14 protein-coding genes are annotated in these 11977 nt (G+C 32.0%); 2 read left to right on the plus strand and 12 right to left on the minus strand.

Translation table 11 applies throughout. From position 1 onward, the window contains the following. Positions 1–13 precede the first annotated feature (13 nt). The 4 genes from hslU to dprA all read right to left on the minus strand — a co-directional run bounded on the left by hslU (position 14) and on the right by dprA (position 5223). Positions 14–1399, minus strand: coding sequence for an ATP-dependent protease ATPase subunit HslU (hslU, locus tag CPG45_RS16210; RefSeq protein WP_096233259.1), 1386 nt, complete (start codon positions 1397–1399; stop codon positions 14–16). Between the two features lie 13 nt (positions 1400–1412). Continuing rightward, positions 1413–1943: an ATP-dependent protease subunit HslV gene (gene hslV / locus CPG45_RS16215; protein ID WP_096233261.1), complete on the minus strand. Its 531-nt coding sequence runs from the start codon at positions 1941–1943 to the stop codon at positions 1413–1415. Positions 1944–2028: 85 nt separating this feature from the next. Next, positions 2029–4089, minus strand: coding sequence for a type I DNA topoisomerase (topA, locus tag CPG45_RS16220; protein ID WP_096233263.1), 2061 nt, complete (start codon positions 4087–4089; stop codon positions 2029–2031). A gap of 45 nt (positions 4090–4134) precedes the next feature. After that, positions 4135–5223 (minus strand): DNA-processing protein DprA, encoded by a 1089-nt coding sequence (gene dprA / locus CPG45_RS16225; RefSeq protein WP_096233265.1) that lies wholly within the window; start codon positions 5221–5223, stop codon positions 4135–4137. Positions 5224–5306: 83 nt separating this feature from the next. Between dprA and rnhB the strand changes: the two genes are divergently transcribed. After that, positions 5307–6077: a ribonuclease HII gene (gene rnhB / locus CPG45_RS16230; RefSeq protein ID WP_231968875.1), complete on the plus strand. Its 771-nt coding sequence runs from the start codon at positions 5307–5309 to the stop codon at positions 6075–6077. Continuing rightward, positions 6074–6442 (plus strand): YraN family protein, encoded by a 369-nt coding sequence (locus CPG45_RS16235; protein ID WP_096233267.1) that lies wholly within the window; start codon positions 6074–6076, stop codon positions 6440–6442. Before rnhB ends, CPG45_RS16235 begins: the two co-directional genes overlap by 4 nt. On the opposite strand, the gene trpS is transcribed toward CPG45_RS16235, so the two are convergent. The 8 genes from trpS to rpsP are packed head-to-tail and all read right to left on the minus strand — an operon-like array spanning position 6432 to position 11961. Beyond that, complete coding sequence (gene trpS, locus CPG45_RS16240; protein WP_096233268.1) at positions 6432–7415, minus strand: tryptophan--tRNA ligase; 984 nt, start codon at positions 7413–7415, stop codon at positions 6432–6434. The two genes, CPG45_RS16235 and trpS, sit on opposite strands and share 11 nt — an antisense overlap. A 20-nt stretch (positions 7416–7435) precedes the next feature. After that, positions 7436–8968: a YifB family Mg chelatase-like AAA ATPase gene (locus tag CPG45_RS16245; RefSeq protein ID WP_096233270.1), complete on the minus strand. Its 1533-nt coding sequence runs from the start codon at positions 8966–8968 to the stop codon at positions 7436–7438. 10 nt (positions 8969–8978) lie between these two features. Beyond that, on the minus strand, positions 8979–9815 hold the full coding sequence (gene ylqF, locus CPG45_RS16250) for a ribosome biogenesis GTPase YlqF (RefSeq protein ID WP_096233272.1): 837 nt from the start codon (positions 9813–9815) through the stop codon (positions 8979–8981). Positions 9816–9857: 42 nt separating this feature from the next. After that, positions 9858–10196: a 50S ribosomal protein L19 gene (gene rplS / locus CPG45_RS16255; protein ID WP_096233274.1), complete on the minus strand. Its 339-nt coding sequence runs from the start codon at positions 10194–10196 to the stop codon at positions 9858–9860. Between the two features lie 14 nt (positions 10197–10210). Next, positions 10211–10939, minus strand: a complete 729-nt coding sequence (trmD, locus tag CPG45_RS16260) for a tRNA (guanosine(37)-N1)-methyltransferase TrmD (protein WP_096233275.1) — start codon at positions 10937–10939, stop codon at positions 10211–10213. Next, entirely contained in the window at positions 10939–11439 is a 501-nt protein-coding gene (gene rimM / locus CPG45_RS16265; protein ID WP_096233277.1) for a ribosome maturation factor RimM, read from the minus strand. The genes trmD and rimM overlap by 1 nt, the downstream gene beginning before the upstream one ends. A 9-nt stretch (positions 11440–11448) precedes the next feature. Further along, the gene (locus CPG45_RS16270) at positions 11449–11676 is read right to left on the minus strand and encodes a KH domain-containing protein (RefSeq protein WP_096233279.1); all 228 of its coding nucleotides are present in this window, start codon (positions 11674–11676) and stop codon (positions 11449–11451) included. A 27-nt stretch (positions 11677–11703) separates the two neighbouring features. After that, positions 11704–11961, minus strand: a complete 258-nt coding sequence (gene rpsP / locus CPG45_RS16275; protein ID WP_096233281.1) for a 30S ribosomal protein S16 — start codon at positions 11959–11961, stop codon at positions 11704–11706. Positions 11962–11977: the final 16 nt, after the last annotated feature.

The following is an 11977-nucleotide window of genomic DNA, read 5'->3' on the forward strand; positions in this document are numbered from 1 at the left end:
TTATCCTCCTCATCTATAGTATATACTTATTAACATCAAATTTACTTAAACTATCTTTTAATTGTTCATCAATATAATTTTTATCAATAATTATATTTTTCCCGCTAAATTCTGGGGCTTCAAATGATAATTTTTCAAACAGCTTTTCCATCACTGTATGTAATCTCCTAGCACCTATATCTTCCGTTTGTTGATTAATTAGATAAGCAATTTCCGCTATCCTATCAATTGCATCATCAGAATATTCTATATCAACACCTTCGGTTTTTAAAAGTGCCATATATTGTTTAGTCAATGCATTTTTAGGTTCCTTCAAAATTCTTATAAAATCTTCTTTTGTCAAGGGTTTTAATTCAACTCTTACCGGAAATCTTCCTTGCAATTCTGGTATTAAATCACTTACTTTTGATACATTAAAAGCACCAGCCGCTATAAAAAGAATGTAATCTGTTTTAACAGGGCCATATTTTGTCATTACAGTACTACCTTCAACAATTGGAAGTATATCCCTTTGTACTCCTTCCCTTGATACATCGGGCCCATTGGAGTATCCGCTACCGGCAATTTTATCTATTTCATCGATAAAAATTATCCCATCTTGTTCTGTTCTTTTTATCGCTTCATCGATTACTTCATCCATGTCAATCAAATTCTGTGCTTCTTCAGACTCCAATATTTTTTTAGCTTCAGCTAAAGGAACTTTTTTATATTTCTTTTTCTTAGGTAATATATCAGAAAACATATCCTGTAGGTTTATGTTCATCTCTTCAGAACCCAAATTCGAGTACATTTCAAGAACAGGTGAAGATGAATCTGTTAATTCTATCTCAATTATTTTGTCATTTAATTCTCCGCTTCTTATTTTTTCCCTAATTTGTTCTTTTTTAAGTATTATTTCATTTTGTTCATCTTCATGAATTTCTTCTTCGTCATTCCTGTTATTAAAGATAAATTCAAATGGGTTTTTAGTACGTTTATTCTTTCTACCATTTACTATATAATCGATTATTCTATCTTCTGCTAATTCTTTTGCACGTAACATAACTTTCTGCATTTTTTCTTGTTTTACCATTCTAATTGATGATTCAAGCAAATCTCTTACCATAGACTCTACATCACGGCCAACATAACCTACCTCTGTAAATTTTGTTGCTTCAACTTTTACAAATGGTGCTTCTACAAGCCGCGCTATCCTCCTGGCTATTTCAGTCTTACCTACTCCTGTAGGACCAATCATCAATATATTCTTAGGTGTAACTTCATCTTTGATTTCATCTGGCAAAAGATTTCTTCGATACCTATTTCTTAGTGCAACAGCTACAGAACGTTTTGCTAAATCTTGTCCGACTATGTATTTATTAAGTTCATTTACAATCTCTTTTGGTGTATAATTTTTCATACAAGTCCCCTCCTTATAAACTCTCTACTGTAATATGGTCATTTGTGTAAACACATATTTGCGACGCAATCTCCAGGGACTTTTTAGCGATATCCTCAACAGGAAGATCTGTATTATATCTAAGAGCAAGTGCTGCTGACATAGCATAGTTTCCGCCAGAACCAATTGCAATTACATCGTTATCAGGTTCAATCACTTCACCATTTCCTGATATAACCAATGTTACTTCTTTGTCTGCTGCGATTAATAAAGCTTCAAGCTTTTTTAGAACCTTGTCTTTTCTCCATTCTTGTGCAAGCTCTACAGCCGCTCTCTTTAAATTTCCACCATATTGTTCTAATTTTTCTTCAAACATCTCTGATAATGTAAGAGCATCAGCAACGGAACCAGCAAATCCTATAAGCACCTCGTTATTGTATAATCTTCTTATTTTTTTAGCGCCGTGTTTTAATATTGTATTTTCACCGAATGTTACCTGTCCATCACCTGCAATAGAAACCTTGTTATCCTTTCGTACGGCTACTATAGTTGTACCTTTAAACAATTTTTCACCCCCCAGAAACAATATAATCTTATCATAAAATTAATAATATATCAACAATGTATTCGAAATTTTTATTAAATTTAAATTACTTTACAAAATCGCAACTACTGCATTTTATAATTTTACCTTTCTTGCTATATTTCTCTACAAGGAGACTGCCACATTTGGGACACTTTTCATTAACAGGTTTATCCCATAATATAGTATCACACTTAGGTGAATTCTCGCAAACAAAATAGTTTTTTCCTTTCTTACTCTTCCTTGCTAATATTTTCCCACCGCATTTAGGACATAATACACCTGTTTCTTCATACAATGGCTTAGTATTTTTACATTCAGGAAAACCTGGACATGCTAAAAATTTGCCATATCTACCATATTTTATAACCATATTCCTGCCACAATATTCACATTTTATATCTGTTTCTTCATCCTTTATTTCAATATCTTTCATTTGTTCTTCAGCGATTTTTAATGACCCATAAAATTCGTTATAAAATCCATCAATAACATCACACCACTTTTTTATTCCTTCTTCAACTTCATCAAGCTGTTCTTCCATTTCAGCAGTAAACTTAACATCGACAATTTTTGAGAAAAACTCTTTCATTACATCTGTAACAATAAATCCAAGCTCTGTAGGTTTTAAGTTTTTCTTCTCCTTAATGACGTATCCTCTATCAAGTAATGTTGATATTATAGGTGCATAAGTACTTGGCCTGCCAATACCTTTTTCTTCGAGTTCTTTTATCAAAGTTGCCTCCGTATACCTTGAAGGCGGTTGTGTAAAATGTTGTTCAGGTTTTAATTCCTTTAGCTTTAAATGTTCCCCTTCTTTTAATAAGGGAAGCGTTTTTTCTTCCAAATTTTCATTGTCTGTTCCTTCTGTATATACACTCATAAATCCAGAAAACTTCAATTTTGATCCTGATGCCTTAAATATATAATTACTATTTAGTATATCCATGTTAATTGTATCATAAATAGCCTGTGACATCTGACTTGAAATAAACCTGCTCCATATAAGCTTGTAAAGTTTATACTGATCTGTTTTCAATGAATCTTTTATTTTTTCCGGTTCAATATTAATGTATGTGGGCCTGATGGCTTCGTGAGCATCCTGAACATTTCCCTTCTTCTTTGTATATACTGCATCAGGATTTGCATATTCTTTTCCATACTTTTCTAATATATATTCATAAGCTGCTTTTTTTGCTTCATCAGATACCCTTGTAGAGTCCGTTCTAATATAAGTAATTAATCCGAGGCTACCTTCTCCTTTTATATCAACACCTTCGTATAATTGTTGCGCTATCATCATTGTTTTTTTAGCAGTAAAACCGAGCTTTCTCGATGCTTCCTGCTGCATTGTGCTTGTTATAAAAGGTGGAGCAGGATTTCTTTTTTTTACACCTGTTTTAACGCTGTCAACTATATAATTTTCGTCCAAATTATCTATAATGTTATTTACTTCATTTTCATTTTTTAGCTCTATTTTATTATTCTTTGTTCCATAAAATTTTGCCTCAAAAAACTGTGCCTTATTTTTTTCATACAAAAATGCAGAAATCGTCCAATATTCTTCCGGTTTAAAATTTTCAATTTCTTTTTCTCTATCGCATATAAGCCTCGTTGCAACAGACTGTACTCTTCCAGCACTTAAACCCCTTTTAATCTTTCTCCAGAGCAAAGGGCTTATATTATATCCTACTAATCTATCTAATATTCTTCTAGCCTGTTGTGCATCTACAAGGTTCATATCTATTTTACGAGGATTTTTAATGGCATTTTGTATTGCATTTTTCGTTATCTCATGAAATTCAATTCTGCAAGTATCATCAACATTTATATTAAGTAAATTTGCAAGATGCCATGATATTGCTTCACCCTCTCTATCAGGGTCTGTTGCTAAAAAAACTCTTGCAGCAGACTTTGCCTCTTTTTTCAATTTTTCTATAATTGGGCCTTTTCCGCGGATAGTTATGTATTTAGGCTCAAAATTTTTTTCGATATCTATACCAAGTTGGCTCTTAGGCAGATCTCTTACATGCCCCATGGAGGCTTCAACCTTATAGTTTTTACCCAAAAACTTAAGTATAGTTTTTGCCTTTGAGGGTGATTCAACTATCACTAATGATTTTGCCATTTTAACACCTCCAAAACATTTATTAATTATATCAAACTTTTAAAATTAATCAAAACTTTTTTCATATTTATTGCCAGGTAATCTTATTATAAGTCCTTTAAGCAATAGAGATGACAACAAATAATTAATTTTTGCAACAGGATATTTTATATAATCAATTATTTCTTCTATATCCCTAGGGCTATCTTTTATCATCTCATATAATTTTCTCTCATCATTGTTTAGTGTATTAATCAACTGCTCATTTATTCTAACTTTTATATCTTCTCTAAAATTATATTCTTCAAGTATATCATTGATATCTGCTACTAATTTTGCACCTTGTTTTATTAGTTCGTTTGTTCCTTTGCTGTATGCACTCGTTATATTTCCGGGTACTGCAAAAACATCTCTTCCTTGTTCAAGGGCGAATTTAGCTGTAATTAAAGAACCACTTTTTATACCTGCCTCAACAACAATAACGCCTAAAGATAATCCACTTATTATTCTATTTCTAGCCGGAAAATTGCCAGACAATGGTAAGTAATCAAGTGGATATTCTGAAATAACTGCACCATTTTCGATTATTTCATTCATTAATTTTTTATTCTCTTCAGGATACGCAATATTAACTCCACACCCTAAAACTGCAATGGTTCTACCACCAGCTTTAAGTGCACCTTTATGTGCAAAACTGTCTATTCCTCTTGCCATCCCACTTATTACAGTAAAGCCATGTTTTGAAATTTTATATGAGATCTTTTCAGATACACTTAGTCCATATGCCGTTGCATTTCTTGAACCCACAATTGCTAGTGATAAATCATCAATTTTTTTAATAGTTCCTTTAACATAAAGTATTGGTGGCGCATCATATATATCTTTTAATAACTTGGGATATCCATCATCATTATATAATAGTACATCTATTTTTTCTTTAATCAATCTATTTACATATCTGTAGGGGTCAATCTTTTTTGCTTCTAATATATTTTTATATATTCTACTATTATTAACAATGCTCTTTAAATCATCATTATTTGATCTATATACATTTTCTGCGTTTTCAAAGTAATCTATTAATTTTTTATAGGTTTTTGCACCAACATTGTTAATAGATCCTAACCAGATAGAGTAAATTTTATTATTATCCATCATTACACCTTCTATCCAATAATATAAACATTATCATTATAATAATAAAATATAAAAATTAAAAGAAGGGATTTTAAGTATATATGTCGAATAATAGAAAGTTGGGTGATAAAAATATGGCATCAAGGTCATTAAATATAAAGAATTTAAAAGAATACATATATAAAAATGGTTTAAATATTAATGGATTAAACATTAGCGATAATGCAATAAATTGGCTTAATAAAGAAAAAGTGAGACTCGAATTTCTAAGTAAATACGAAAAAGAACTTTATGATCTAAATTGCGAAATAATTGGAGGCATTGATGAAGTCGGAAGAGGACCTTTGGGAGGACCTGTCGTCGCAGGATGTGTTATACTGCCAAGGAATTGTTTTATACCGGATATAAATGACTCAAAAAAATTAACCGAAAATAAAAGAGAGTACTTATCTGCTATCATTAAGAAAAATGCTATAGCATATGGAATTGGGATTGTAGATAATAGTTATATAGATAAAATGAATATTTTAAATGCTACATATAAGGCAATGGAGATTGCTATATCGAAAATAAACGTTAAAATCGACTTTTTGCTTGTCGATGCAGTTAAAATACCAAATGTTAATATAAAACAAAAACCAATAATAAAGGGCGATATGAAAAGTGTATCCATAGCTGCCGCTTCTATTATTGCAAAAGTTGAAAGAGATAATATTATGAAATCATATGATAAAATTTACCCAGAGTACGGTTTTTGCCAAAACAAGGGATATGGTACAAAAGAACATATAGAAGCAATAAAAAAATATGGACCATGTCCCATACATAGAAAATCTTTTTTAAGGAATATAATAGGAAAGGATATTATATGAATAACAAAGTATTAGGAAATTTAGGTGAAAATATAGCCGAAAAATATTTAAAAAAATACGGTTATTCTATTATAGAAAAAAATTTTAGATGCGCAATTGGTGAAATTGATATAATTGCAATAAATAAAAATAGCCTGGTTTTTGTAGAGGTTAAAACACGCACCTCTACAAAATTTGGCTACCCAAAAGAAGCAGTAAACTATTATAAGAAAAACAAAATTATAAAAGTAGCAGAAACTTTTATAACCTATCACAAAAACTACATAAATTATATGTTTAGGTTTGACGTTATTGAAGTTTTGATTGATCCGAATTCTTTTAAACTGAATAAATTAAATCACATAAAAAATGCTTTTACTTTATGATCAATAATCCCATTTTATTTTTTACTCTTTCTATTGTCAATTTTGCTATCTTGCTCGCCTTTTCAGCACCATCTCGTAATACACTATTTATAAAATTTAAATCAAGATTTTTGTAATTTCTTTGTATTTCCGTAAGCCTCTCAACTATTACATCAACAAGCTCTTTTTTTAGCGTACCATACCCTTGACCACTAAACCTCTTTTCGGCGTCTTCTATGTTTATATCGGTAAATGCACTGTATAGCGTCAATAAATTACTTACTCCAGGTTTATTTTCAGGATCATATCTTATTACATTTTCTGAATCTGTAACAGCCCTCATTATTTTCTTCTTAATTTGTGATGGATCATCTAATAAATTAATCTTACTAAACTGATTTTCATCACTCTTACTCATTTTTTTATCTGGCTCTGTCAGACTCATTATTCTTGAACCTGTTTTTAAAATCATAGGCTCCGGTACTACAAATGTATTACCAAAACGATTATTAAACCTTTCAGCTATGTCTCTCGTTAATTCTAAATGTTGTTTTTGGTCATTCCCTACAGGTACATAATTCGTATCGTAAAGTAAAATATCAGCGGCCATTAAATCAGGATATGTGAAAAGACCCACAGATACAGATTCTTTGCCTTTGCTTTTGTCTTTAAATTGTGTCATTCTTCCCAACTCGCCAAAATATGTCATACACTGTAATAGCCATCCAAGCTCAGGATGTTCGGACACATGTGACTGCACAAAAATTATAACTTTTTTTGGGTCAAGGCCAATGGCAAGATATAGCCCTGCTAGTTCTATGGACTTTTTCCTTAATGTTTCTGGATCCTGTGGTATTGTCAACGCATGTAAATCAACTATGCAAAAAAGGCATTCATAATCATCTTGAAGTTTTACGAATTGCCTCATTGCGCCAAGATAGTTTCCTATATGAATATCACCAGTCGGTTGTACACCGGAAAAAACTCTTTGCATAATTACACCTCTTTTTGAAATTAACTATTAAAATACTTATTATTTAGATTTCTATATTGTAATGCTTCTGCGACATGTTCATATTTTATCTGTTCGCTACCATCAAGGTCTGCAATGGTTCTTGATACTTTTATTATTTTATTATATGCCCTGGCGCTTAAACCGAGCCTGTCGAAAAAGTCTTTAATCATTTCTGTTGTCTTATTATCAAGTTTAATAAATTTCTTTATCATATTATTTTTTAGCTGAGAATTAAAAAATATATTACTGCCGTGATACCTTTTTAATTGTTTTTCCCGCGCTTTTTTAACTCTATTCCTTATTATTTCTGAAGTCTCAATGTTTTTATCGTCTTCAAAATACTTCTGCTTGTCAACACGGTTCACTTCCACATGCAAATCAATCCTATCAAGCAATGGACCTGAAATCTTATTTTGATAGCGCCTTATTTCATTTGGTGTACATCGACACTCGTGGGCCTCGTCACCCAGAAATCCACACGGACATGGATTTAAAGCAATAATTAGAATTATCTTAGCAGGGTATGTAAAAGTTGCATTTACTCTGGATATCGTTACAAACTCATCTTCTAACGGCTGTCTAAGTGCTTCTATAGCATCCCTTCTAAACTCAGGAAATTCATCTAGAAATAAAACACCATAATGTGCCAATGAAACTTCACCAGGTTTTGGAATCCTACCACCACCAATTAGCGAAACTGTCGAAATTGTATGGTGAGGAGCGCGAAAAACCCTATTTGTTATTAGCGATGTATTTTCAGGTAAAGTCCCTGCTATGCTGTGTATTTTAGTAACTTCTAAAGCTTCCTCTAAGGTCATTTCTGGAAGAATTGTGGGGAACCTCCTGGCAAGCATTGTTTTCCCTGCCCCTGGTGGACCAACTAACATTATGTTATGTCCACCTGCTGCAGCAATTTCAAATGCTCTTTTAACATTTTCTTGTCCTTTTACATCTGAAAAATCTACATCATAATCATCCTTTTTAAAATATTCTTCTATGTTTATCTTAATAGGCTCAATCATGATACTGCCATTAATGAAATCTACTACCTCATTTAAAGATTTGGCCGGAAATATTGAAATATCCTTAGTAACTGCAGCTTCCTTAGCATTTCCATAAGGCAAAATCATACTTTTTATTCCATTCTCTCTTGCGCTTATAGCCATAGGTAAAGCACCTCTTATAGATCTTAGTGATCCATCAAGTGATAATTCACCAAGTAAAACTGTATTATCCTTAATTGGCTTTACCTGACCTGTACAGATAAGTATACCTATAGCAATGGGCAAATCGAATGATGTACCTTCTTTTTTTGTGTTTGCAGGCGCTAAATTTACTGTAATCTTTTCTACAGGAAATTTATATCCACTATTTTTTATAGCAGCTCTTACCCTATCTCTTGATTCTTTAATTTCTGTATCACCAAGACCCACAATATCAAATGACGGAAGTCCATTTGATATATCTATCTCTACGTCTACTACATAACCATCGATGCCCATTATCGCCATACTTTTAGTTATAGATAGCATTAAAATCCCCCTAATCAGGCCTCTCAAGAGATATCTTCCCAAGTTTGCCTGTTCGAAAATCTTCTATAATAATTTTTGATGTACGCTCCGTATCAATATACCCACCAGACGACAAACAACCTCTCATTCTGCCTATTTCTCTTAATAAGTCATACAAATCAATTCCAACATTTTGAATCTTATATCTTTGCATCAAAAGCTCTGGATACTCTTGTTTTAAAATTTTTAGTAAACTAAATGCCAATTCTTCATGGTTCAACAGTTCATCTTTAATTGCAGCTGTCAATGCCAGCATGATTCCAATACGCTCATCTTCAAATTTGGGCCACAGTATTCCAGGCGTGTCCAACAAATCAAAATAAGGAGTCCGTATCCACTGTTTTGCTTTTGTTACCCCTGGTTTATTCCCTGTCTTTGCACTTTTTGTTTTTGATAGCGAATTTATAAGTGTTGATTTGCCCACATTAGGTATACCCACTATCATTGCCCTTAATTTGGCTTTTATTCCCTTTTGTCTTTTTCTATCTATTATATTGCTACATTCTTTTAAAGTCAATTCATATATTTCTTTAATACTGCTGCTATTCAATGAATTTATATTAAGGCTTGCAATGCCTAGCTTTTTAAAATATTCATTCCACATTTTATTAACAGCAGAATCAGATAAGTCAGCTTTATTAAGCAGAATAATTCGTTTTTTATTTTTAACCAATTCATCTATAAGCGGGTTTCTGCTACTTTTAGGAATTCTTGCATCAATTAATTCATACACAATATCGACTATTTTTAAATTTTCTTCAATTAAACGCTTCGTTTTTGCCATATGGCCTGGATACCATTGATACATAATTTCCTCCAGATGTCGAAAAAGGGACTGTTAAGTCCCCTTTTACATTTTTTCTTTAATTTTAGCAGCTTTACCTATTCTTTCTCTCACATAATAAAGCTTTGCTCTTCTTACTTTACCACTTCTAACAACTTCTATTTTATCAATTCTCGGTGAATGAAGTGGGAAAGTTCTTTCAACACCAACACCGTAAGAAATACGTCTTACAGTGAAATTTTCTCTAAGAGAACCACCAGTTCTTTTAAGCACAATACCTTCAAAGACCTGTATTCTTTCCTTGTCACCTTCAATAACTTTATAATGTACTCTTACAGTATCTCCTACATTAAACTGAGGTACTTCTCTCAATTGTTCTTTTTCAACAATATCAATTAAATTCATTTTTTCCCCTCCTTTCAAATATCTGAATACCCTATTTGCATAAGATAATCTATATCTTGTTTGGTTAAATATTTCTTGTCCAAGAGATCAGGGCGTAAATTTAATGTAAGTTCTAAAGACTTCTGTCTTCTCCATTTAGCTATCTCCGCATGATTACCAGACAGTAACACTTTAGGTACTTCCATACCGTTAAAATTTTCTGGTCGCGTATATTGAGGATATTCTAGTAAACCGTTATAGAAAGACTCATCCATAAAGCTTTCATCTTGTGGCAAAACACCGTGTATCAACCTTGATACAGAATCAATAACTGCCATTGCAGCTATTTCGCCACCAGTCATGATGAAATCTCCCATTGATATCTCTTCATCTATCACTGAGTACGCCCTCTCGTCAATTCCTTCATAATGTCCACACAATAGTATTATTTCATCATATCTTGAAATTTCTACAGCTTTTTTTTGATCAAACTTTTTCCCCTTAGGGCCCATATAAAAAACCGGTATATCTTTAGATGATTTGACAGCATTTATTGCGTCGTATATTGGTTGAACCATCATAACCATGCCATACCCGCCACCATATGGGTAATCATCCGTTTTTTTATGTCTATCCTTTGAATAGTCCCTGATATTAACCAAATTTACTTTAATCAAATCTCTTTCAATAGCCCTTTTTAAAATGCTATTCCTAAGTATTCCTTCAAACATATCAGGAAAAATCGTCAAAACATTGAATATCATTATAGCCCCTCCAAAAGGTGGACTGTCATTTTACGCTCTTTAATATCAACCTTTTTTATTACATCTTTTATGGCAGGTATCAAAATATCTCTATCATCAGTTTTTACAACATAGACATCATTTGCACCGGTTTTTAAAACATCCTTTAATATGCCTAGCTCTTTTTGATCATCTGTATATACTCTCATGTTTAGCAAGTCCTTAATAAAATATTCATCATCATCCAGCTTTACAGCATTATCTCTTGTTATCTTTATCAACTTGCCTTTTAATCTTTCTGCTTCATTTCTATCATTTATTTCTTTAAATTTTACAATCACAAGATTTTTTATAAACCTGACTGTTTCAATATTTAAAGAAGTTTTACCTGTTTTATCAAATATATACACATAGTCTAAATCATAAAATCTATCTAAATGATCTGTAAGAGGAAAAACTTTTACTTCTCCATTTACACCGTATGCAGATGTTATCTTACCTACGGATAAATAATCATCCATGAAAATCACCTAAATTATTTCTACAACAACGCGCTTCTTTTCCTTTGTTGCGGCCGCTTTAACAAGTGTTCTTATTGCTTTTGCAATTCTACCTTGCTTTCCTATTACCTTTCCCATGTCCTCTGGTGCAACCTTTAATTCTATGATTATTGATTGTTCACCTTCAATTTCATTTATTTGTACAGCATCAGGATTATCTACTAGAGATTTGGCTATAAATTTTACTAACTCACCCATAACTATCCCTTCCTACAAAAGAGAATTTTAACCATTAATTCTATCAAATATACCTTCCTTTTTAAATAATGCTCTGACTGTATCAGATGGCTGTGCTCCAACTTTTAACCATTTTATAGCTTTTTCTGAATCAATTTTTATTTCTTTTGGATTTGAAACAGGGTTATAATAACCAATTTCGTCTATAAATCTACCATCACGTGGAGACCTTGAATCAGCCACAACAAATCTATAAAATGGAGATTTTTTAGCCCCCATTCTTTTTAACCTAATCTTAACTGCCACTTTATCACCTCCTTCA

The sequence above is a fragment of the Thermoanaerobacterium sp. RBIITD genome (assembly GCF_900205865.1).
Classification (GTDB): domain Bacteria; phylum Bacillota; class Thermoanaerobacteria; order Thermoanaerobacterales; family Thermoanaerobacteraceae; genus Thermoanaerobacterium.

Excerpts from the sequence above, each read along its gene's own strand:
- hslU (WP_096233259.1), bottom strand. The coding sequence starts at position 1,399 with ATGAAAAATTATACACCAAAAGAGATTGTAAATGAACTTAATAAATAC.
- topA (WP_096233263.1), bottom strand. The coding sequence starts at position 4,089 with ATGGCAAAATCATTAGTGATAGTTGAATCACCCTCAAAGGCAAAAACT.
- dprA (WP_096233265.1), bottom strand. The coding sequence starts at position 5,223 with ATGGATAATAATAAAATTTACTCTATCTGGTTAGGATCTATTAACAAT.
- rnhB (WP_231968875.1), top strand. The coding sequence starts at position 5,307 with ATGTCGAATAATAGAAAGTTGGGTGATAAAAATATGGCATCAAGGTCA.
- CPG45_RS16235 (WP_096233267.1), top strand. The coding sequence starts at position 6,074 with ATGAATAACAAAGTATTAGGAAATTTAGGTGAAAATATAGCCGAAAAA.
- trpS (WP_096233268.1), bottom strand. The coding sequence starts at position 7,415 with ATGCAAAGAGTTTTTTCCGGTGTACAACCGACTGGTGATATTCATATA.
- CPG45_RS16245 (WP_096233270.1), bottom strand. The coding sequence starts at position 8,968 with ATGCTATCTATAACTAAAAGTATGGCGATAATGGGCATCGATGGTTAT.
- ylqF (WP_096233272.1), bottom strand. The coding sequence starts at position 9,815 with ATGTATCAATGGTATCCAGGCCATATGGCAAAAACGAAGCGTTTAATT.
- rplS (WP_096233274.1), bottom strand. The coding sequence starts at position 10,196 with ATGAATTTAATTGATATTGTTGAAAAAGAACAATTGAGAGAAGTACCT.
- trmD (WP_096233275.1), bottom strand. The coding sequence starts at position 10,939 with ATGATATTCAATGTTTTGACGATTTTTCCTGATATGTTTGAAGGAATA.
- rimM (WP_096233277.1), bottom strand. The coding sequence starts at position 11,439 with ATGGATGATTATTTATCCGTAGGTAAGATAACATCTGCATACGGTGTA.
- CPG45_RS16270 (WP_096233279.1), bottom strand. The coding sequence starts at position 11,676 with ATGGGTGAGTTAGTAAAATTTATAGCCAAATCTCTAGTAGATAATCCT.